The sequence below is a fragment of the Bacillus sp. EB106-06-01-XG163 genome (assembly GCF_058791615.1).
The window spans coordinates 174,616-194,893 of sequence record NZ_JBYTDS010000007.1 but is presented as its reverse complement, the minus strand read 5'-3'; the positions used below and the strand labels follow the sequence as shown (position 1 = coordinate 194,893).

Genomic DNA, 20,278 nt, shown 5'->3' with positions numbered 1-20,278 from the left:
GTAAAAATGGCCTTCTTTAGCACCGGCCATCCGATATGTATATAGTAGGAGAAATGTATGAAAAAAATATGAACAAACTATTTCCGGGTGATGAAATAAAAACTAACAATTGTGAAACCCGAAAACACCCGGGTAAAATGGTGCTATTATAAGAAAAAGCGTCAAGATAAGCGGAGGAACCAATGAAGATATTAATGATAGAAGACAATATAAGCGTATGCACCATGACAGAAATGTTCTTTTTTAAAGAAGGATTTGAAGCCGAATTTGTCCATGACGGAGTGGAAGGCTATCAGCGGTTCACGGAAGAGGACTGGGATTTGGTCATTCTGGACATTATGCTTCCATCCATGGACGGAGTGACGATCTGCCGGAAAATAAGAGAGACGAGCAGTGTGCCGATTATTATGCTGACCGCAAAGGATACGGAGTCTGATCAGGTGATCGGGTTTGAAATGGGGGCGGACGACTATGTCACCAAGCCGTTCAGCCCGCTGACGCTAGTAGCGCGGATTAAAGCGGTGATCAGAAGATACCGGGCGACGGGGCAGGCCGTAAAAAGCGACGACTTGATCGAAACGGCGTGTTTTTCAATCAATAAGAAGACGCGGGAAGTGTTTCTGCACGGAAAACCTGTCGAGAATCTGACGCCGAAGGAATTCGATCTGCTCTTTTATCTCGCACAAAACCCGCGCCAGGTTTTTTCGAGAGAGCAGCTGCTTGAGCAGGTGTGGGGCTATCAATTTTACGGCGATGAACGTACGGTTGATGTTCATATTAAACGGCTGCGCAAAAAACTGTCCAGTGAGGAAAAACCGTTTTTATATACGGTGTGGGGGGTAGGATACAAATTTGATGAGGATTAAATACTTATATCAGCTGCTGTTAAGCCATGTCAGCATTTTGATTTTGGCCTTTTTCATCATCATTTCCCTGTTTTCGCACTTTGTGAAAGATTTTGCGTATCAAAATAAAGTGGATGAGCTGTCTTCTTACGCGCAGCAGATCACAAGTGAGCTGAACGGCCGCGATCTTGATCTGCGCCGCCTGTATCCGTATCAGGACATGTTAAAAACGCGCGAGACCAGGTTTATTATTTTCGATGAACATCAGCGGCCTTACTTTTTTCCTGACGATATGCCGCCGCGCGAGAAGCTGAAAAGTAAAGAGTGGCACATGCTGAAGCAAGGGAAAACCGTTCAGATCAGAGCGGAGATGAACCGTTTTAATACAGAAGGTTTAGAAGTATCGCTTGTCGCAAAGCCGCTTTTTATCAACGATCAATTTAAAGGCGCGGTGCTGCTCGTGTCTCCCGTCAGAGGGGTCGAGCAGATGATCAGCCAGGTCAACCGCTATATGTTTTACGCGATCATCAGCACCCTTATCATCACGATTCTGCTGAGCTGGCTTTTATCTAAATTTCACGTCAAGCGGATTCAGACATTGCGGGATGCGACCGGAAAAGTGGCATCCGGTGATTACGATATTTCGCTCAAGAACAGCGGCGGCGATGAAATCGGCATGCTGGCGTCTGATTTCAACACCATGGCCAAAAATCTGAAGCAATCGAGAGAGCAGATTGACCGCCTTGAAAAACGGAGGCGCCAATTTATCGCCGATGTCTCCCATGAGCTGAGAACGCCTTTGACGACCATTAACGGACTTGTGGAGGGGCTTAACAGCAACACCATCCCGGAAAAAGATAAAGAGAAATGCTTCTCGCTGATCAGCGAAGAAACGAAGCGGATGCTCAGGCTCGTGAAAGAAAACCTGGATTATGAAAAAATCAGATCCCAGCAAATCAAACTGGACAAGCTCAGTCTGCCGCTCATCGAGGTGTTTGAAATTATTAAAGAGCATCTCAATCAGCAGGCGGAGGAAAAACAAAATCAGCTGCGGATTCAAGTGGAGGATGGCGTCAAAGTGTTCGCCGATTATGACAGGCTGATCCAGATTCTCGTCAACATCACGAAAAACAGCATTCAATTTACGCAAAAGGGAGACATCACGCTGCGCGGGTATGAAGGCTATAAAGAAACGGTGATTGAAATCGAAGACACCGGGATCGGCATCTCCAAAGAGGAAATTGAGCATATATGGGAGCGGTTTTATAAGGCGGACGTGTCCCGGACGAATACGGCATACGGCGAATACGGACTCGGCCTGTCCATCGTCAGGCAGCTCGTCGAAATGCACAAGGGCACGATAGATATTGACAGCGAAAAAGGAAAAGGCACGACCTTTACAATCCGCCTTCCGCTGAATACGAAACATGAATCATCTTGAAAGCGGCGGTCCCGTCTGGCCGCCGTCTGTTTTAACTCCACTCGGAAAATTGCGCTCTGCCGAAACAAAGTTTGCGTGTTTTTCGGGATGGAAAGAGACGGAAACGTGATAAAATAACTGGTAAACAGGTCTTGGATGGGGAGGGTGAAGGAATGAAGAGCGGGTTAATTCCTTCTTCAGCAGTCGGGCAGAAAATTAACGAGTGGTATCGATACATCAGAACATTCAGCGTGCCGGATGCGGAGATCTTGAAGGCCGAGATCAAACAAGAGCTTGACCATATGGAGCCTGATTCGAACTTAGTGCTTTATTATTCCCTCATGGAATTTCGCCATCAGCTGATGCTGGACTACTTGGAGCCGCTGGAAAAACTGAAGATAGAAGACCAGCCGACCCTGTCGGAAATTCTTGATAACATTGATAACAGCCAGGCCGGCCTCAAAGGGCTTCTCGATTATTACGTCAACTTTTTCAAAGGCATGTTTGAATTTGATAAAAGAGAATTTATCTCAGCGATTACATATTATAAACAAGCTGAGAAAAAACTGGCCTTCGTATCGGACCACGTGGAACGGGCGGAGTTTTATTTTAAAGTGGCCGAAGCTTATTATCATATGAAACAAACGTATTTTTCTTTGATACATATAAAAAACGCTTATGAAATTTACGTAGAGCAGGACACATATAACGTCCGGATCATTCAATGCCATTTTGTATTCGGCGTCAATTTAATGGATGAAAGGCGCTTTGAACAGGCGGCCAAACATTTTCAGCACGCTCTGCAAATGGCCGAAAAAGAACAAAAAGCGCAGCTTGTCGGGAGGGCGCTGTATAACCTCGGACTGTGCTACTACAATCAGGACCGCATCGGCGAAGCGATTCCGTACTTTGAACGGGCGGTCGATACATTTGAATCACAAAGAATCGTCAATTCTCTTCCTCAAGCATATTTTCTAATCACACTCATTTACTTTAAACTCGGAAAAAAAGAAAAAGCGTCGGAATATCACAAGCGGGGATATGAATATGCTAAAGAAACAGACGATCCCGTTTATACGGTAAAATTCGAATGGCTGCAGGCTCTGTATCAGGCGAAACCGGATGAGGAAACAATCAGCGCGTGTTTCCGTTACCTGGAAGATAAAAATTTATACGCCGATATAGAGGATTTAGCACTAGAAGCAGCTAAATATTACTATGAACAAAATTGCTTTAAAATTTCTTCTGACTATTTTCTGAAAGTCGAAGAGGCAAGGAAACAAATACAAAGGAGTGAGGGTTTGTATGAAATTGAAATCTAAATGGTTTGTTATTTGTTTAGCAGCCGCCGCGATTTTTACAGTGACAGGTGCAGGCCAGACAGATCAGGCTGAATTCCATGTAGCTGAAAGAGGAATGACGTGAGGAGAAAATAACCAGAACAAAGGAAAAGACTGCCCGAGAATGTTCCCGGCAGTCTTTTTTTTGCGCGGCCGGACTTGGACAGCGGCGGAAAACAAAAGAAAACGCCGCAGGTCAAAACCCGCAGCGTCCTCATATAGACGGAGTGATGTTTAGAAACCGCCAACGAAGGCAGTACCTACAATAATCAACAGGATAAATAAAACAACGATCAAAGCGAAAGAGCTGACTCCAGAATATCCTGACATGAGCTTCACCTCCATATTGTCTATACCATACAATATGTAAAAGAAGCTGCTTTGTAAGGGATATTAGTGGACAAGAGAAAAAAGAGGCGGTGTCCTATGAGAGTAAGACTCCGGCGAAAAATTCATCATACAGTGCCCGCACCGCGTGTTTTTCCTGTTCTTCTTTCACTCCGAACATCATGCTGACTTCCGATGACCCTTGATTAATCATCTCGATGTTGACGCCGGCTTCCGACAGTGCTTTGGATGCCCTGGCGGTTGTGCCGACATTATGGCGCATCGCTTCCCCGACGACCATAATCAGCGCCAGATTGTGCCTGACTGTGACTTCATCTGCTTGAAGTTCCTGCTTCAGACGGGTGACGAGCCTGTGTTCCAGTTCTGAGTCCATCTGATTGTGCCGAAGGATGATCGTGATGTCGTCAATGCCGGATGGAACGTGTTCATACGTCAATCCTTCTTCCTCCAAAATGTGAAGGGCTTTGCGGCCGAAACCGATTTCCCGGTTCATTAAATATTTGCTTATGTAAATGCTGCAAAAGCCCGTGTCGCTTGCGATGCCGATGACTGGCCCGTTCGTATTGTCACGGCTGCTGACGACGCGTGTTCCTTTCGCATCCGGATTATTCGTATTCTTAATCTGAACGGGGATGCCGGCCCGAAATGCGGGAATCAGCGCTTCATCATGAAAAACGGAAAATCCGGCATAGGAGAGCTCACGCATTTCCCGATACGTCAGTTCGTTAATTTCTTTCGGATGCCGCACGATTGACGGGTTGACGGAATAGACGGCGTCCACATCAGTAAAGTTTTCGTACAGGTCGGCTTTTAAGCCGCTGGCGAGAATGGAGCCGGTAATATCAGAACCGCTCCGGGAAAACGTCACAATCTCATGCTCCTTCGTGTAACCGAAAAATCCCGGAAAAATGATCAAGCCTTCACGGTTTCTCAGACGGTACAAATGACCATAAGACTCGGGGAGCACCTGCGCGCTTCCGGGTTCATTCGTCACAAACAGCCCCGCTTCTTTCGGACTTACGTATTCCGCTTTCACGCCCTGCCGTCGGAAGTAGGCTGCGATCAGCTTCGCGTTGTTGTCCTCGCCGCTCGCCTTCACCGCATCCATATATTGTTCGGGATTGGTTTTACAGCTGTTTAAAAGAGCGAATAGGTCACTGCGGATTCTTTCTATAATAGAGAAATCCAGGTTCAGCTCACGCGCGATGGCGGCGTACCGTTCAATGACCGTTTCGGCAAGCTCGGGCGCTGCACCTTTTTGCAAATAATGCTCCGCACAGCGGATTAACAGATCCGTCACCTTTGTATCGTCCGAGAAGCGTTTTCCCGGCGCCGATACGACGACGGCTTTCCGCGCGGGATCAGCCGTCACGATTTGAAACACTTTCTCAAGCTGGGCTCCTGACGCAAGAGAGCTGCCTCCGAATTTTACAACTTTCATGATTTACATCCCCTAATATTTAAATTTTCTCACAAATTTAATTTTTATTATCTCTCTTTCAAACATGTAAATCAAGGATTTTTTCTACGTGGGGAGAACATTTGTATTTTCATGGAGGAATTTTGCCGCTGTTTGTCAGATTTGTTTCCCTCAAGCGTGTCATCATGTGCAAAAAATGATAAGCAGCCAAATGAAGGTTATAGAAAATCCTGCAAATTCTTGATAGACTGATTGTAAGATAATTTAGTGTACGGCCCGCGGATGACCGCTTTTGAAAGCAAAACTGTATTGACTGCGCTTGGAAAGATGATAAGATTATAATTGTCGTTGATAATGATAATCATTACGAGTGGGATATATGGGAGTTGTTTGGCAATCAGTCATACCGTTTGTGATGGGTGCAGGGAGGCAGCATGAAGCTACGTTACTTACTTTTGCTACTGGCGGTTTTGGCGTGTACTTCTATATTTATCGGTGTAGAAGATTTGTCGCCGCTGGATATTTTTCATTTAAATAAAGAACAGGCAGGTACATTGTTTGACAGCCGGCTGCCGCGTTTGGTGAGCATTATCATCGCCGGCATGAGCCTGAGCATCTGCGGATTAATCATGCAGCAGATCAGCCGGAATAAATTTGTATCGCCGACGACTGCGGGGACGATGGACTGGGCAAGGCTCGGAATCTTGATTTCATTAATGCTTTTTACGTCAGCGAGTCCGCTTGTGAAAATGTCTATCGCTTTCGTTTTCGCGTTGGCGGGGAATTTCCTTTTCATGAAAATCCTCGAGAGAATCAAGTTCAATGATGCGATTTTTATTCCTCTCGTCGGTTTAATGCTTGGGAATATTGTCAGCTCAATCGCCACGTTTATCGCATATAAATACGATCTGATCCAAAACCTGTCATCATGGCTGCAGGGAGATTTCTCACTGGTCGTCAAAGGCCGGTATGAGCTTTTATATCTGAGTATCCCGCTGGTGATCATCGCTTATGTGTATGCAGATAAATTTACGGTGGCGGGAATGGGAGAGAGCTTTTCCGTCAATCTCGGCCTGAAATACAAACGCGTCGTTAATATCGGTCTGATTATCGTGTCGCTCATCGCTTCACTGGTGATCCTGACCGTCGGGATGCTGCCGTTTCTCGGTTTGATCATTCCCAATATGGTGTCGATTTACAAAGGGGACAACCTGAGGAGCAGCCTGCCTCACACCGCTCTGCTGGGCGCTGTTTTTGTGCTGTTTTGCGACATTTTGGGAAGGGTGATCATCTTCCCGTACGAAATTTCCATCGGCCTGATGGTCGGTGTTATCGGCAGCGGCATCTTCCTGTATATGCTGTTAAGGAGAAAAGCATATGAGTCATAATAAAAAAATTACGCTGCTGGCGGCGCTCGCCATGATATGTATCGGATTCTTCCTGTTCTACGGACTGGGCAATTGGGAATACTCCCTGCCGAGACGATGCTTCAAAGTGCTTGCCATGATGCTCACCGGAGGAGCGATCGCGTTTTCAACGGTCATCTTCCAGACGATTACAAATAACCGCATACTGACACCGGGCATTTTAGGCCTCGATTCCCTGTATATGCTCATTCAGACCGTCATCGTGTTCCTGTTCGGTTCAATGAATATCGTCATGATGAACAAAAATCTTAATTTCGTCATCTCCGTCGGGCTGATGGTGCTCTTGTCCCTCGTTTTGTATCAGCTCATGTTTAAAGGCGAGGGGCGGAACGTGTTTTTCCTTCTGCTTGTCGGCGTCGTGTTCGGCACGCTGTTCAACAGTCTGTCATCCTTTATGCAGATGCTGATTGATCCGAATGAGTTCCAGGTTGTTCAGGACAAAATGTTTGCCAGCTTTAACAATATCAACACCGATCTTTTATGGTTTGCCGGTGCTGTCTTTCTTCTGACGGGCATTTATGTCTGGCGGTTCACGCGGTTTTTTGACGTGCTGTCGCTCGGCAGGGAGCACGCCGTCAACCTGGGGATTGATTACGATAAGCTTGTGAAACAGATGCTCATTGTCGTCGCCATTCTTGTGTCTGTCTCTACGGCTCTTGTCGGGCCGATTATGTTTTTAGGACTGCTTGTCGTCAATCTGGCGAGAGAGTTTTTAAAAACCTACAGGCACACGTATTTAATCGCGGGTTCTGTCCTGATCAGCATCGTCGCGCTCGTCGGGGGCCAGTTCGTCGTGGAGAAAGTGTTCACGTTTTCCACGACGCTGAGCGTCATCATTAATTTTGCCGGCGGGATTTATTTTATCTATCTGCTGTTAAAGGAGAATAAATCATGGTAGAGGTCAAAAATGTAAGCAAACAATACGGAGGGAAAACCGTCCTTGAGAAAACGTCTCTATCCATTCAAAAGGGCAGGCTCACCTCATTTATCGGTCCGAACGGCGCGGGAAAAAGCACGCTGCTGTCTATCATGAGCCGGCTGATTAAGACGGATTCCGGGGAAATCACGGTCGACGGGCAAGAGATCGGGGCCTGTAAAAGCAACGATCTGGCAAAAAAAATCAGCATCCTGAAGCAGACGAACCAAATCAATATCAGGCTGACGATTAAAGACCTGGTCAGCTTCGGCAGATTTCCGTATTCCCAGGGGAAACTGACGGATGAAGATTGGGTGCATATCAACCAGGCACTCAGTTATATGAAGCTGGATGACTTAAAGGATAAATATCTCGATCAGCTCAGCGGGGGCCAGTGCCAGAGGGCGTTTATCGCGATGATCATCGCTCAGGATACGGACTATATTTTTCTCGATGAGCCGCTGAACAATTTAGATATGAAGCATTCCGTTGAAATGATGAAGCTGTTGAAGCGGCTTGTGGAAGACTTCGGAAAAACGGTCGTCGTAGTGATTCACGATATCAACTTCGCATCCGTATATTCAGACCATATCGTTGCACTGAAAAACGGCCGGATCGTCAAAGAAGGGCCGGCGGAGGAGATCATTGAAACCTCCGTGCTTGAAGATATTTATGATATGACCATCCCGATTCAAGAGATTGACAGTCAGCGGATCGGTGTGTACTTTTCTTAAAAACCAGATGAGGTGAAAATCATGAAAAAATTCGCATTGCTATTCATTGCGCTCGTTACGATTTTTGTTGTTTCTGCATGCGGAAACGGGGACAAAACATCAGGCAAATCAAAAGAAACAATCACAATCAAAGATGACCTGAACAAAGAAGGCGTCAAAGTGCCGAAGAATCCGAAAAAAGTCGTCGTATTCAACTTCGGAATGCTGGACACGATGGATGAACTGGGTTTACAGGATCATGTGGCGGGGCTTCCGAAACAAAACATTCCAAAATACTTATCTTCATATAAAAGTGATAAATACACCAATACAGGCGGTTTAAAAGAACCGGATTTTGAAAAAGTCGCGGATATTGACCCGGATTTAATCATTATCGCTCACAGACAATCTGATTCTTATAAAGAGTTCTCAAAAATCGCGCCGACGATTTACCTTGATGATGACTATACAAACTACGTTGACAGATTCAAGCACAACACCGAAGTGATCGGCAAAATCTTTAACAAAGAAAATGAAGTGAAAGATAAGCTTGCGAAAATTGACAAATCCATTGCGGATCTGAAGAAAAAGACAAGCAGCACGGATAAAAACGGGTTAGTGGTGATGGCGAACGACGGCAAAATCAGCGCGTTCGGATCTAAATCAAGATACGGCTTCATTCATGATGTGTTCGGCGTCAAACCGGCTGACAAAAACATCGAAGCCTCATTGCACGGACAAAGCATTTCTTATGAATATATCGCCAAAACAAACCCTGATTATATGTTTGTCGTTGACCGCGGAACAGCGATCGGCACAAAATCTTCAACAAAACAAGTGGTTGAAAATGATTATGTAAAATCGGTGAAAGCGGTGAAAAACAACCATGTTGTCTACCTTGATTCAGCTACATGGTATTTATCAGGAGGCGGCCTGGAATCCATGGCGCAAATGGTGAAAGAAGTTAAAGACGGAATCGAGAAGTAAAAAAAGAACCCGGTCACATACGTGATCGGGTTCTTTTTGGTTTACCGCGTAACGGCCTGCTGCTGCTCGGGCTGACGCGGTTTTTTCTTCAATATAAAAGATAGGAGGAAGCCGGCCAGCGCGATGCAGGCGGCTACGACAAATGCCGCATTCATGCCGTGCAGGGCGGCGTTTGCCGGAGTTGTCGCATTTGCGTGCGCGGCCTGGCTGCTCATCACGGAAACTAGCAGCGCCGTACCGATAGAACCGCCGACTTGGCGGACGGTATTGTTCATGGCTGTGCCGTGCGGAATTAAGTGGCGCGGCAGGGCGTTGATTCCCGCTGTCGTCACCGGCATCATAATCATGGCTGTTCCCAAAAGCCGCGCGGTATAAACGACGACAATCCAAATAAGAGACGTCGAGTCCGTCAGATTCATAAACGGCAGGGACGTGAGCAGGATGATGAAGAATCCGGTCATCGCAAGGCCCTTTCCGCCGATTTTGTCAAACACCCGGCCGATAAACGGAGACATCATCCCCATGACAATCGCGCCCGGCAAAAGCATTAATCCGGTATCAAACGCGGATACGCCCCGGACTTTTTGCGTGTAAAGCGGGAGAATGGTTTCCGTTCCGATCAGCAGCGCGAAAACAAGCGTTCCGAGCAGGGTGGTCAGGCTGAAAATCCCGAAAGAAAACACGCGGAATTCCAGCATCGGTTTTTTGAGCTTCATCTGTCTTGCGATAAAGAAAATCAGCGCGACCGCTCCGACAAGCAGCGAAGTCAGCACTTCAGCACTGGTCCATCCTGAGGAACCGGCGCTTGAGAAGCCGTAAAGCAGACCGCCGAATCCGAGGGTCGATAAGATCACGGATAAAATATCAATCTGTGTTTCTCGTAATGTCGTGACGTTTTTCATCAGAATAATCGCTAAAAGCAAATCGATGACTGCGATCGGGAAGATAATATAAAACAAAGACCGCCAAGAGAATGCTTCGACCGCCCATCCGGAAAGCGTCGGGCCGATCGCCGGCGCGAACGAAATAACCAAGCCGACCATACCCATGGCGCGGCCGCGCTTTTCCATCGGGAAAATCGTGAGAAATACCGTCTGCATGAGCGGCAGCATAATTCCGGCGCCGGCCGCCTGAATAATCCGGGCCGTTAAGAGCACCGGAAAGTTCGGGGCGAATGCGCCGACAATGGTGCCCGCCGTGAAAATACTCATGGCGGAAATCAAGAGGGTGCGGCTTGTGAATTTCTCTATTAAAAACGCGGTAATCGGAATCAAAATCCCGTTCGTCAGCATAAACGACGTTGTCAGCCATTGCGCTTTGTTGGCGTCTATATTGAAGTCATTCATAATGTGCGGCAGCGCCGTAATAAGCAGTGTCTGGTTCAAAATGGCGACGAACGCACCCGCCAAAAGAATCCCGACAATGACAGAGCGGTTGTATGGTGCAGTTTTAATACTCTTATTCAAGCTGATTCCTTCTTTCTTTATAGTTTGAGCAATGTTTTAACGGCTGCAAGCGGCTGGTGCAGCGGTCCGGCCTGCTCCAAATAACCGATGAGCGCTTTGATGAGAAAATCCCGCGGCTGTTTGTCCGCTGATTCTTTCTCCAGCATAGCCGCCGCGGAAGCGAGTCCTGCGGCGTCATATTTTTCCTCCGGAAGGGCTGAGACGGCTTCTTTCAGTTCCTTCAGGCTTTCAGCCAGCAATATGGTTTTGTCTTTCGGCTCAAATGAGGAAGCGGAGGCGATATAAAGGTCAATCATCTCCTGAGGCAAAGCGGTTTCGGCTGTCCTGTTTTCGACGATGAGATTGAGGTGGCGGATGATAAACTCCGTGAGCGGCTCCAGGGCGAGCGGTTCTTTTTCCAGCTTAATCAGCGTGATGCATTCTCTCAGGAGCCCTTGCAGGACGATTACCAGCTCCCATACATAAGGAATAATGTCTTCACCGTACGTCTGAATCAGTGAATCGCGATGCCAGCAGATAAAGGTGGAGCGGGCCCTGTGAATATGCCGTTTTACCCGTTCATTAATGGAAGAGGGGCTTCCGTACATCAGCATATTAAAAAACTGCTGATTGCGCCTGAAGCCTTCAAGCTCAGCCATCAGTTTTTTGGCAAACCGTTCCTCAGGGGAGAGGCTTGTTTCTTCATTCAATAATGAAGCGGCGGCTACCATCTGTTTCTGGTTAAAATCGAGCAGCTCCAGGAGCAGGTCTTCCTTTGATTCAAACAGCTTATATAAAGACGCTTTGGAGACTTTGCACTCCTCTGCGATCGCCTGCATCGAAACCGACGAAAAGCTTTTCCCGGAAAAAAGCTTCCTTGCCGCCAGCAGAATATCCGTTTTCTTATCATTCATAAGCCCAGATTCCTTCTTTCGTCACAATAGAAAACCCATCGGTTCACAGAAAACCAATGAGTATATGATGAAAATATTAACAAAAATTTTTACATAGTGTCAACGTTTTTGTTTGAGAAATAGAAAAAACCTGCCGGAGTGTTCCGGCAGGCTGATACGTTTATTTATCCGTCTTAAATCCTTGTTTTTCAAGCATTTCACGAATGTGAGGATAATAAACCTGCTTATAGTAGGAAGTGATGCCTTGTGACCAGTTTCTTGTTTCCTGTCCGTCGGTGCGTTTTTTCATGTATTCGGACATCTGCTTGTCATAGGCCTCGATATGGGTTCTTACATCTTCTTCTTGATACGTTTCATGATGCAGAACGGCTGCTTGCGGCAGACGCGGTTTTTTCGCGGAGCGGTCTGCCGGATGGCCGATGACGAGACCGGAAACCGGGAAAACGTATTTCGGAAGTTTCAGCAATTCAATGAGTTCGTCAGGTTTGCCGCGCACGGCGCCGATCGGCACAGTGCCGAGTCCCATTGATTCAGCCGCAGCCGTTGCCGTACCCAGCGCAATCCCGACATCTACGGCTCCGACTAGAACGGACTCTAAACCGTTCGTGATCTCAAGCGGTGTATCATTATATTCTTCAAGCGCAATTTTGGCGCGGTTAAAATCAGCGCAGAATAAAAGGAAAACAGGCGCTTGGTCAATCCACGGCTGGCCGCCGGCCAATTCGGATATTTTTTTCTTCCGCTCCTTATCTTTCACCGCAATAACGGTAAATTGCTGGCCGTTAATGGAAGTCGGCGCTGCCTGAGTTGCTTGGATGATAAGGTCCAGCTGCTCATCCGATACGGGTTCATCTGTGTAGCTGCGGATGGAACGGTGGTCTGTTAATATTTGAAGGACTTCGTTCATGTCATTCATCCTTTCGTTACTCTGACAGTTCTGTGCGGACGACGTCAAGCGGCGCACTCAGCACTTCTTTTGCTTTTGCCACGAATCCTTGGAAATGGTCAGTTGCGTTGTGGAATTTCATCGCTTCTTCATCTTTCCATTGCTCAAGCATAACGAATGTATTTTCCTCACCGACTTTTTCGAAAAGATCGTATTGCACATTTCCTTCTTCCGCGCGTGAATGCTGAACAAGTGATTGCGCTTCTCCTAAAAATTCCTCGCGTTTATCCGCTTTTACTTTCATGTAAGCCTGTAAGACGATCATTGTTATTCCTCCTGATTGGGTTTATTTGTTATAGTTCGAATATTATCGAACTAACTGTAACATGTTTCGCTGCGAATGGTAAAGGAAAAACCCTCACCGCCTAAATTGTCACCCGCCGATGATCTGTGTTACATTTGACTCATGAACATTCCAAACCATCCTGAAACCGAACGCTTACAGCTGACAAAGGTTCTTCATGCTCTGAGTGATCCGCTCCGCTTAGAGCTGGTCAAACAATTGGCGGAAACAACAGAAAAAACGTGCGGAACCTGCGCTGATGTCCGGGTCGCTAAATCAACGCTGTCCCATCACTTCAAAGTGCTGCGGGAAGCGGGGATCGCCCAAGTGCGCATAGACGGGAAGCACCGTTATTATTCCCTGCGCAAAGATGATTTACAAGCGGCGTTTCCCGGCCTGTTGGAGGCGATTTTGCAGACAGAACCGGACCGCTGGTAAATAAGTCCCCGAATTCCGGGGGTTTTTTTATGCGCCGAAAACCGCCCGGTAAAGCCTGTAGACGCCTTCTTGAATATCGCTCTCCTTCAGGCGTGCGAACCCCAGGATAAGCTGCGGTTTGTTTGAATCGCCTCCCGCTTTCAGACGGAACCGGCTCATCGCAAACAGATCGAGCTGTTCTGCATCCGCCCGTGCCAATATCTCTTTTTCTGAACGGGCGCATTCAAACTCAGTGACAAAATGAAGCCCCGCATTGGCGCCCTTTACACTGATTCTTTCTCCGAATGTTTCTTCCAAAGCCGAAATGAGGCATTCCCGCATGTTCTTATAATGCTGCTTCATCTTTTTAATATGTTTCTGATATTCACCTGAGTCGATAAATTCTTTCAGCGCGAGCTGGGCAAGCGTGCTGCACGTATGCAGGTCATACGTTCTCTCTTTGAACGTCCGCAAAAGCCCGGGCGGCAGAACCATATAGCTGATGCGCAGACCTGGGAAAAGGGATTTTGAAAAGGTCCCCATGTATATGACATTTTGAAACCGGTCAAGGCTTTGAAGCGCCGGTATCGTATCGGCGTCATATTTAAATTCACTGTCATAATCATCTTCAATGATGAAGCGGCCGTTCTGTTCGGCGGCCCAGTTTAAAAGCTGAATCCGCCGGGAAGCCGGCATGATCACGCCTGAGGGGAATTGATGGGAAGGCGTGGTGATCAATACAGAGGGCCGGCGTTTTTCGATTTCGTTCATGGACATGCCTTTTTCATCAAGGCTGATCGTCGCAACCTTTTTCCCGAGGTTTTGCAGCAGCCGGTACATCCTCATATATCCCGGGTTCTCCATGGCGTAGAGCGCGTCTTTTGGCAGCAGTTCCGTCAGCAGCTGCATCAGCATTTGTGTGCCCGCTCCGAGCACGATTTGTTCCGGGCGGCATGTAACGCCCCTTGTCAGGGAAATAAGCCGCGAAATTGTTTCACGGACTTCATATAAACCTTGAGGATGGACGAGTTCTCCGAGTGTATGAAATGAACGGGCGGCTGCTTTCTGCTCACAGCGGAACCAGCTTTTCAGGGGGAAATGCGCCGTATCCACGCTCATATGTGAAAATGAAATCCAGCCGCTTTTATCCGTCTCCCGCTCTTTCAAATCATCAGGCAATAGGAGCGAAGGCGTTTCTTCATAATAAACCGTATCAATTTCCTCCACGAAAAAGCCTTTTCTTTCGACCGCATATAAATAACCTTCCGAAAGCAGCTGCTGATAAGCTGAATTCACTGAATTCACGCTGACCTTCAGCGTCTCGGCAAGCTCCCGTTTAGACGGCACCTTTGTATGAGGCATCAGGCTGCGCTTCAAAATGGCCGCTTTTATGTGCTGATAGATCTGCTGATAGATATAATCCGCCGTTTCCGAATGGTCAATGGAAATCGTCAGCATCCAGACCCTGCCCCTTTCTGATACCATGGATAAATTGATTTTGGTACTTTTCATCATACCAAAAAGAAGTCAGAATGATAAGAAAACAATGCAGGGGGATGGAATCTATGAGTCGAACAGCATCATCGGAAGTGACAACTGTCCAGTGGCAGCAAAAACGGGATCAATTCGTTTCCAAGGGGGTCGGCAACGGAAACCGCAGCATGGCGGTAAAAGGGGAAGGGGCGCTTTTGTACGATTTGGACGGCAGTCGATTCATTGATTTTGCCGGAGCGATCGGAACGCTGAATGTCGGCCATTCCCATCCGAAAGTGGTGGAGGCCGTGAAGAAACAGGCGGAGGATCTGATTCACCCGGGATTTAACGTCATGATGTATCCGTCTTATATTGAGCTGGCCGAAAAACTTTGCGCCCTTGCGCCGGGAGATCATGCGAAAAAAGCGATTTTTCTCAATTCGGGGGCGGAAGCGGTGGAAAACGCCGTGAAAATCGCCAGAAAATATACGAAGCGCCAGGCTGTCGTGTCATTTACAAGAGGGTTCCACGGCCGCACGAACATGACGATGAGCATGACGAGCAAGGTGAAGCCTTATAAATTCGGTTTCGGCCCGTTTGCCTCAGAGGTGTATCAGGCGCCGTTTCCTTATTATTATCAAAAGCCGGCCGGCATGAGCGACGAGCAGTATGACGACTTTATCATCAGCGCTTTTGAGGATTTCTTTATCGCCGCAGTTGCACCGGAAACCGTCGCCTGTGTCGTCATGGAGCCGGTTCAGGGAGAGGGCGGCTTCATCATTCCGTCAAAACGTTTCGTGCAGCACGTCGCCGCTTTTTGTAAAAAACACGGCATCGTTTTTGTGGCGGATGAGATTCAGACCGGTTTTGCCAGAACGGGAACGTATTTTGCGATTGAACATTTCGGGGCCGTTCCTGATTTGATCACCGTTTCCAAATCACTTGCGGCCGGATTGCCTCTGAGCGGCGTCATCGGCCGGGCGGAAATGCTTGATGCCGCCGCGCCGGGTGAACTCGGGGGCACATATGCGGGAAGCCCGCTCGGCTGTGCGGCTGCGCTCGCGGTCTTGGATATTATTGAAGAAGAAGGGCTGAATCAGCGTTCCGAGGAGATCGGCCGGATCATCGAGCATCAAGCGCTCGAGTGGAAAAAAGAGCATGCCTGCATCGGAGAAGTGCGCAGACTCGGCGCGATGGCGGCCATCGAAATTGTCAAAGATCCGGACACGCGGGAACCGGACAAAGCAAAAGCCGCGGCGATCGCCAAAACGGCGAACGAGAACGGACTGCTGCTGCTGACGGCCGGCATTAACGGCAACATTATCAGATTCCTGACGCCGCTTGTCGTGACGGATGAGCAGCTCAAAGAAGGCCTTTCCATTATCGAAGCAGCTCTGTGAGTTCAATTATTGGAATGCCGGCGGATGTGTCTGCTATCATGAAAGTGTGAGATACATCAACTAGCATTCAATGGCTTTACTATAACAGAGAAAGGAATGTTCAATATGCCAGAACAATTAACAGTGTACAACCCGGCAACGGGAGAGGCGATCGAAAGCATCCCCCAGCAGACGGCCGAAGATGTTGAAAAAGCGATTGAACGTTCACATCAAGCGTTTCAATCATGGTCCAAAACATCAGCGGGAGAACGTGCCTCACTGCTGAGAAAATGGTATGAGCTGATTGTTGAAAATAAAGAAGAACTTGCGGAATTAATTACGAAAGAAAACGGCAAACCGTACGAAGAAGCGGTCGGAGAAGTTTTATACGGCGCCGGCTATATTGAATGGTTCGCCGAAGAAGCAAAACGGATTTACGGCAGAACAGTACCTGCGCCGACAACGGGCAAACGGATTGTCGTCACCCGTCAGGCGGTCGGCCCGGTAGCCGCGATCACGCCGTGGAATTTCCCGAATGCGATGATTACAAGAAAAGCCGCGCCCGCTTTGGCGGCAGGCTGTACGTTCATCATCAAACCGGCGGAGGATACGCCGCTTTCCGCTTACGCCCTTGCGCGTCTCGCATATGAAGCGGGAATTCCGAAGGACGTGCTGCAAGTGGTGATCGGTGACGGAGCGGAAATCGGAAACGTCTTCACCAGCAGCCCGAAAATCCGCAAAATTACCTTTACCGGCTCAACGCCTGTCGGCAAAATCCTGATGAAAAACAGCGCCGACACCGTAAAACATATGTCAATGGAGCTTGGCGGACATGCGCCGCTGATCGTGGATGAAGACGCTGATCTTGATCTGGCGGTAGCCCAAACAATGGCCTCTAAATTCAGAAATGCCGGCCAAACCTGCGTCTGTGCGAACCGGCTGATCGTACACGAATCCGTAAAAGACGAGTTTGCGAAAAAACTGAGTGAAGAAGCTGCGAAACTCAAAGTCGGAAACGGTCTTGAAAAAGGCGTAAACGTCGGCCCTGTCATCAACAAAAAAGGCTTCGATAAAATCGTCGGCCAAATTAATGACGCCGTGGAAAAAGGCGCAAAAGTGCTGACGGGCGGAACGTATGACCAAAACGATGAAAAAGGCTGCTATTTCGTGACACCGACCGTGCTGTCAAATGTAGATACATCCATGAACATCATGCATGAAGAAACATTCGGCCCGGTTGCGCCGATCGTTACGTTCTCAGATATTGATGAAGCGATCAAGCTTGCGAACGATACGCCGTTCGGGCTTGCGGCTTATTTCTTCACAGAAAACTACCGCCGCGGCATCTATATTTCTGAACAGCTTGAATACGGCATCATCGGCTGGAATGACGGCGGTCCGTCCGCGGTTCAAGCGCCGTTCGGAGGAATGAAAGAAAGCGGCATCGGCCGTGAAGGCGGTACGGAAGGCATTGAGCCGTACCTGGAAACCAAATACATGTCTATCGGACTTTAATGAGCCGAAAAGAAAGCCCCGCTTCTAAGCGGGGCTGTTTTTATTGAGCAGTCTGCCGGTGAATATCGCCGGCAGGCTTTTTTGATCTTGCGGGAATAATCGGTTCGATTCCAGACAAAATAACAGCAAATACGATTGAAAGAAGGTCGCCATCATGGATATATTATTGGCTCTTCTCCCGGCTTTATTTTGGGGGAGCATCGTGTTATTTAACGTCAAATTAGGCGGCGGGCCTTACAGCCAGACGCTGGGAACGACAATCGGGGCGCTCATCGTTTCGTTTGTGCTGTATCTGTTTGTCCACCCGGTGCTGTCCGGGCGCATTTTTATTGTCGGCATCATCTCGGGGCTGTTTTGGTCGCTCGGCCAAAGCAATCAGCTTAAAAGCATACAGCTGATGGGCGTTTCAAAAACGATGCCGATATCAACGGGAATGCAGCTCGTCTCGACTTCTTTGTTCGGTGTGATCGTATTCAAAGAATGGTCAACCCCGATCGCGATTACGCTGGGTATTCTCGCCCTTATTTTTATCATCATCGGGATTGTGCTCACATCTTTAGAAGATAAAAAGGGGCGGGCGGACGGAGAACCGGGAAACTTAAAAAAAGGCATTGTCATCCTGCTGATCTCCACGCTCGGTTATTTGGTCTATGTCGTTGTGGCCCGGCTGTTCGGCGTATCCGGATGGTCAGCGCTCCTGCCGCAGGCGATCGGGATGGTCATCGGCGGACTGCTCCTGACGTACAAGCATAAACCGTTTAATAAGTACGCCCTCAAGAACATTCTGCCGGGAATCATCTGGGCGCTCGGGAATATGTTTCTGTTCATCTCACAGCCGCGCGTCGGAGTTGCGACAAGTTTTTCCCTCTCTCAAATGGGGATCGTCATCAGCACGCTCGGCGGAATCTTCATTCTCCGTGAGAGCAAAACGAAGCGTCAGCTGGTCGCCATTGCCATCGGGATTATCCTGATCATTGTGGCCGCGGTATTCTTAGGCGTTGCGAAATCAAATTCATAACAAATGCAGGAGGTTTGAACATGTACACGGATTTAAAAGGAAAAGTCGTTGCCATTACGGGAGCTTCATCAGGATTAGGAAAAGCGATGGCGATCCGCTTCGGACAGGAGCAGGCGAAAGTCGTGGTTAACTACTATAGTAATGAAAAAGACGCCCAAACCGTTAAAGAAGAGATTCAAAAAGCGGGAGGCGAAGCGGTCATCATTCAAGGCGACGTCACAAAAGAAGAAGATGTCAAAAACATCGTGCAGACCGCGGTGAAGGAATTCGGCACATTGGATGTCATGATCAATAACGCCGGTATGGAAAATCCGGTTCAGTCGCATGAAATGCCGCTCAAAGACTGGAACAAAGTCATTAATACCAATCTGACCGGCGCTTTCTTAGGAAGCCGCGAAGCCATTAAATATTACGTAGAGAATGATATTCAAGGAAACGTCATTAACATGTCAAGCGTACATGAAATGATTCCATGGCCTCTGTTTGTTCACTACGCGGCGAGTAAAGGCGGCATCAAATTGATGACGGAAACGCTGGCGCTGGAGTACGCGCCGAAGCGCATCCGTGTCAACAACATCGGGCCGGGAGCCATCAATACGCCGATCAACGCGGAAAAATTTGCGGATCCCGTTCAGAAAAAAGATGTGGAAAGCATGATTCCGATGGGATATATCGGTGAGCCGGAAGAAATCGCGGCTGTCGCCGTCTGGCTTGCTTCAAAGGAATCAAGCTACGTAACCGGCATTACGCTGTTTGCTGACGGGGGAATGACCAAATATCCGTCATTCCAGGCAGGCCGCGGATAAGAAAAAAAGCGATCGCAGGCTCTTTAGAGCCGGATCGCTTTTTGCTTACGCGCGTTTTTTCTTTACAAGCGCCGCGATGGAAAGGATAATCGCCGCAGCTGACAGAACGATGGCTGCAATATCAAGCGCTGATACGCCGGATTTGCTTTCTACGTTTGACTGTTCAGCTCCGTGCGCATCCGTCACGCTGGCCGATTTCGTGATTTTCGTAATCGAGTGAGGCGTGTCGGCTTTCTCATCACCCGTCCATTCTACAATGCTGCCGTCTTTGTAATATTGGTAAGCGTCCCAAGCGGCATCTCCGCTCTTTTCAGGATTTTTCGCAACGAACGTGAACTGCTGGAATTGGCCGGGCTGAATGCCGCCGTCTTTTGCTTCCCAAGTGACGGAGACCGCTTTGTCATCATGTTTGGATACGGATGTTTTCCAGCCCGGAATCGGCTGATACTGCTGAAATTCAACGCCGGCGGGCATTTTCAGCACGACTTTCGTTGTCGGCTCATTCTTTTCCACAGGCACTTTCATCGTGTAGGTTTCCCAGGAACCGGCCGCGGATTCCGCGGGTTTGACTGAGACGTGGGCGCTTGCTGTCGCCGTAAAACCGACGAGTGACAGGGTCACGGCGGATATGAATAATAAAGCCTTTTTTTTCAACATGAGATACAC

Annotated in this window: 21 protein-coding genes; 13 read left to right on the top strand and 8 right to left on the bottom strand. The window is 48.2% G+C overall.

Annotated features, from left to right (window positions below; all coding sequences use genetic code 11):
* Positions 1-182 precede the first annotated feature (182 nt).
* From yclJ to phrC, 4 genes are all read left to right on the top strand, one after another.
* The gene (yclJ, locus tag AC3WTF_RS11090; RefSeq protein ID WP_007410267.1) at positions 183-866 is read left to right on the top strand and encodes a two-component system response regulator YclJ; all 684 of its coding nucleotides are present in this window, start codon (positions 183-185) and stop codon (positions 864-866) included.
* Positions 853-2,286, top strand: coding sequence for a two-component system sensor histidine kinase YclK (gene yclK, locus AC3WTF_RS11085; protein ID WP_161968256.1), 1,434 nt, complete (start codon positions 853-855; stop codon positions 2,284-2,286). The genes yclJ and yclK overlap by 14 nt, the downstream gene beginning before the upstream one ends.
* Positions 2,287-2,438: 152 nt before the next feature.
* Entirely contained in the window at positions 2,439-3,587 is a 1,149-nt protein-coding gene (locus AC3WTF_RS11080; RefSeq protein ID WP_007410270.1) for a Rap family tetratricopeptide repeat protein, read from the top strand.
* The gene (gene phrC, locus AC3WTF_RS11075; protein WP_003156334.1) at positions 3,571-3,690 is read left to right on the top strand and encodes a phosphatase RapC inhibitor PhrC; all 120 of its coding nucleotides are present in this window, start codon (positions 3,571-3,573) and stop codon (positions 3,688-3,690) included. Before AC3WTF_RS11080 ends, phrC begins: the two co-directional genes overlap by 17 nt.
* Before the next feature lie 149 nt (positions 3,691-3,839).
* Here the strand turns inward: phrC and AC3WTF_RS11070 are convergent, their stop codons facing one another.
* On the bottom strand, positions 3,840-3,950 hold the full coding sequence (locus AC3WTF_RS11070; RefSeq protein WP_369878517.1) for a YjcZ family sporulation protein: 111 nt from the start codon (positions 3,948-3,950) through the stop codon (positions 3,840-3,842).
* A gap of 79 nt (positions 3,951-4,029) precedes the next feature.
* Positions 4,030-5,394, bottom strand: coding sequence for an aspartate kinase (locus AC3WTF_RS11065; RefSeq protein WP_020955323.1), 1,365 nt, complete (start codon positions 5,392-5,394; stop codon positions 4,030-4,032).
* 413 nt (positions 5,395-5,807) lie between these two features.
* Here AC3WTF_RS11065 and AC3WTF_RS11060 point away from each other — a divergent pair, with 413 nt between their 5' ends.
* The 4 genes from AC3WTF_RS11060 to AC3WTF_RS11045 are packed head-to-tail and all read left to right on the top strand — an operon-like array spanning position 5,808 to position 9,416.
* A complete protein-coding gene (locus AC3WTF_RS11060; RefSeq protein ID WP_015239156.1) occupies positions 5,808-6,761 on the top strand; it encodes an ABC transporter permease in 954 nt (317 codons plus the stop codon).
* Positions 6,751-7,698: an iron chelate uptake ABC transporter family permease subunit gene (locus AC3WTF_RS11055; RefSeq protein WP_014416905.1), complete on the top strand. Its 948-nt coding sequence runs from the start codon at positions 6,751-6,753 to the stop codon at positions 7,696-7,698. Before AC3WTF_RS11060 ends, AC3WTF_RS11055 begins: the two co-directional genes overlap by 11 nt.
* Complete coding sequence (locus AC3WTF_RS11050) at positions 7,692-8,450, top strand: iron ABC transporter ATP-binding protein (protein ID WP_003156330.1); 759 nt, start codon at positions 7,692-7,694, stop codon at positions 8,448-8,450. Before AC3WTF_RS11055 ends, AC3WTF_RS11050 begins: the two co-directional genes overlap by 7 nt.
* A gap of 21 nt (positions 8,451-8,471) precedes the next feature.
* Positions 8,472-9,416, top strand: coding sequence for a siderophore ABC transporter substrate-binding protein (locus AC3WTF_RS11045; RefSeq protein ID WP_007410275.1), 945 nt, complete (start codon positions 8,472-8,474; stop codon positions 9,414-9,416).
* 41 nt (positions 9,417-9,457) lie between these two features.
* Here the strand turns inward: AC3WTF_RS11045 and AC3WTF_RS11040 are convergent, their stop codons facing one another.
* From AC3WTF_RS11040 to AC3WTF_RS11025, 4 genes are all read right to left on the bottom strand, one after another.
* On the bottom strand, positions 9,458-10,882 hold the full coding sequence (locus AC3WTF_RS11040; RefSeq protein ID WP_032866944.1) for an MDR family MFS transporter: 1,425 nt from the start codon (positions 10,880-10,882) through the stop codon (positions 9,458-9,460).
* Between the two features lie 17 nt (positions 10,883-10,899).
* Positions 10,900-11,775 (bottom strand): TetR/AcrR family transcriptional regulator, encoded by an 876-nt coding sequence (locus AC3WTF_RS11035; RefSeq protein WP_492314258.1) that lies wholly within the window; start codon positions 11,773-11,775, stop codon positions 10,900-10,902.
* A gap of 160 nt (positions 11,776-11,935) precedes the next feature.
* Positions 11,936-12,682, bottom strand: a complete 747-nt coding sequence (gene nfsA / locus AC3WTF_RS11030) for an oxygen-insensitive NADPH nitroreductase (protein WP_015416815.1) — start codon at positions 12,680-12,682, stop codon at positions 11,936-11,938.
* Between the two features lie 16 nt (positions 12,683-12,698).
* Positions 12,699-12,986 carry a putative quinol monooxygenase gene (locus tag AC3WTF_RS11025; protein WP_003156323.1) on the bottom strand — a complete coding sequence of 96 codons (288 nt, stop codon included), beginning with the start codon at positions 12,984-12,986 and terminating at the stop codon, positions 12,699-12,701.
* 141 nt (positions 12,987-13,127) lie between these two features.
* Between AC3WTF_RS11025 and AC3WTF_RS11020 the strand changes: the two genes are divergently transcribed.
* Positions 13,128-13,442 (top strand): ArsR/SmtB family transcription factor, encoded by a 315-nt coding sequence (locus tag AC3WTF_RS11020; RefSeq protein ID WP_012116810.1) that lies wholly within the window; start codon positions 13,128-13,130, stop codon positions 13,440-13,442.
* A 27-nt stretch (positions 13,443-13,469) separates the two neighbouring features.
* Here the strand turns inward: AC3WTF_RS11020 and gabR are convergent, their stop codons facing one another.
* Positions 13,470-14,879, bottom strand: a complete 1,410-nt coding sequence (gene gabR, locus AC3WTF_RS11015) for a MocR-like transcriptional regulator GabR (RefSeq protein WP_095352400.1) — start codon at positions 14,877-14,879, stop codon at positions 13,470-13,472.
* 107 nt (positions 14,880-14,986) lie between these two features.
* On the opposite strand from gabR, the gene gabT reads away from it, so the two are divergent.
* The 4 genes from gabT (at position 14,987) to gdh (ending at position 19,612) form a co-directional block, all read left to right on the top strand.
* Complete coding sequence (gene gabT / locus AC3WTF_RS11010; RefSeq protein ID WP_492314257.1) at positions 14,987-16,294, top strand: 4-aminobutyrate--2-oxoglutarate transaminase; 1,308 nt, start codon at positions 14,987-14,989, stop codon at positions 16,292-16,294.
* 105 nt (positions 16,295-16,399) lie between these two features.
* Positions 16,400-17,788, top strand: coding sequence for a succinate-semialdehyde dehydrogenase (gene gabD / locus AC3WTF_RS11005; protein WP_007410282.1), 1,389 nt, complete (start codon positions 16,400-16,402; stop codon positions 17,786-17,788).
* Positions 17,789-17,942: 154 nt separating this feature from the next.
* Complete coding sequence (locus AC3WTF_RS11000; RefSeq protein WP_003156317.1) at positions 17,943-18,806, top strand: RhaT/GlcU family sugar-proton symporter; 864 nt, start codon at positions 17,943-17,945, stop codon at positions 18,804-18,806.
* 20 nt (positions 18,807-18,826) lie between these two features.
* On the top strand, positions 18,827-19,612 hold the full coding sequence (gene gdh, locus AC3WTF_RS10995) for a glucose 1-dehydrogenase (protein ID WP_007410286.1): 786 nt from the start codon (positions 18,827-18,829) through the stop codon (positions 19,610-19,612).
* A gap of 45 nt (positions 19,613-19,657) precedes the next feature.
* Here gdh and AC3WTF_RS10990 read toward each other — a convergent pair whose 3' ends face one another.
* A complete protein-coding gene (locus AC3WTF_RS10990; protein WP_039062620.1) occupies positions 19,658-20,269 on the bottom strand; it encodes a YcnI family copper-binding membrane protein in 612 nt (203 codons plus the stop codon).
* Between the last annotated feature and the right edge of the window lie 9 nt (positions 20,270-20,278).

Bases quoted from the DNA above. Each gene is read 5' to 3' on its own strand.
- yclJ (WP_007410267.1), top strand. From the start codon at position 183: ATGAAGATATTAATGATAGAAGACAATATAAGCGTATGCACCATGACA.
- AC3WTF_RS11080 (WP_007410270.1), top strand. From the start codon at position 2,439: ATGAAGAGCGGGTTAATTCCTTCTTCAGCAGTCGGGCAGAAAATTAAC.
- phrC (WP_003156334.1), top strand. From the start codon at position 3,571: ATGAAATTGAAATCTAAATGGTTTGTTATTTGTTTAGCAGCCGCCGCG.
- AC3WTF_RS11070 (WP_369878517.1), bottom strand. From the start codon at position 3,950: ATGGAGGTGAAGCTCATGTCAGGATATTCTGGAGTCAGCTCTTTCGCT.
- AC3WTF_RS11065 (WP_020955323.1), bottom strand. From the start codon at position 5,394: ATGAAAGTTGTAAAATTCGGAGGCAGCTCTCTTGCGTCAGGAGCCCAG.
- AC3WTF_RS11060 (WP_015239156.1), top strand. From the start codon at position 5,808: ATGAAGCTACGTTACTTACTTTTGCTACTGGCGGTTTTGGCGTGTACT.
- AC3WTF_RS11055 (WP_014416905.1), top strand. From the start codon at position 6,751: ATGAGTCATAATAAAAAAATTACGCTGCTGGCGGCGCTCGCCATGATA.
- AC3WTF_RS11050 (WP_003156330.1), top strand. From the start codon at position 7,692: ATGGTAGAGGTCAAAAATGTAAGCAAACAATACGGAGGGAAAACCGTC.
- AC3WTF_RS11045 (WP_007410275.1), top strand. From the start codon at position 8,472: ATGAAAAAATTCGCATTGCTATTCATTGCGCTCGTTACGATTTTTGTT.
- AC3WTF_RS11035 (WP_492314258.1), bottom strand. From the start codon at position 11,775: ATGAATGATAAGAAAACGGATATTCTGCTGGCGGCAAGGAAGCTTTTT.
- nfsA (WP_015416815.1), bottom strand. From the start codon at position 12,682: ATGAACGAAGTCCTTCAAATATTAACAGACCACCGTTCCATCCGCAGC.
- AC3WTF_RS11025 (WP_003156323.1), bottom strand. From the start codon at position 12,986: ATGATCGTCTTACAGGCTTACATGAAAGTAAAAGCGGATAAACGCGAG.
- AC3WTF_RS11020 (WP_012116810.1), top strand. From the start codon at position 13,128: ATGAACATTCCAAACCATCCTGAAACCGAACGCTTACAGCTGACAAAG.
- gabR (WP_095352400.1), bottom strand. From the start codon at position 14,879: ATGCTGACGATTTCCATTGACCATTCGGAAACGGCGGATTATATCTAT.
- gabT (WP_492314257.1), top strand. From the start codon at position 14,987: ATGAGTCGAACAGCATCATCGGAAGTGACAACTGTCCAGTGGCAGCAA.
- gabD (WP_007410282.1), top strand. From the start codon at position 16,400: ATGCCAGAACAATTAACAGTGTACAACCCGGCAACGGGAGAGGCGATC.
- AC3WTF_RS11000 (WP_003156317.1), top strand. From the start codon at position 17,943: ATGGATATATTATTGGCTCTTCTCCCGGCTTTATTTTGGGGGAGCATC.
- gdh (WP_007410286.1), top strand. From the start codon at position 18,827: ATGTACACGGATTTAAAAGGAAAAGTCGTTGCCATTACGGGAGCTTCA.
- AC3WTF_RS10990 (WP_039062620.1), bottom strand. From the start codon at position 20,269: ATGTTGAAAAAAAAGGCTTTATTATTCATATCCGCCGTGACCCTGTCA.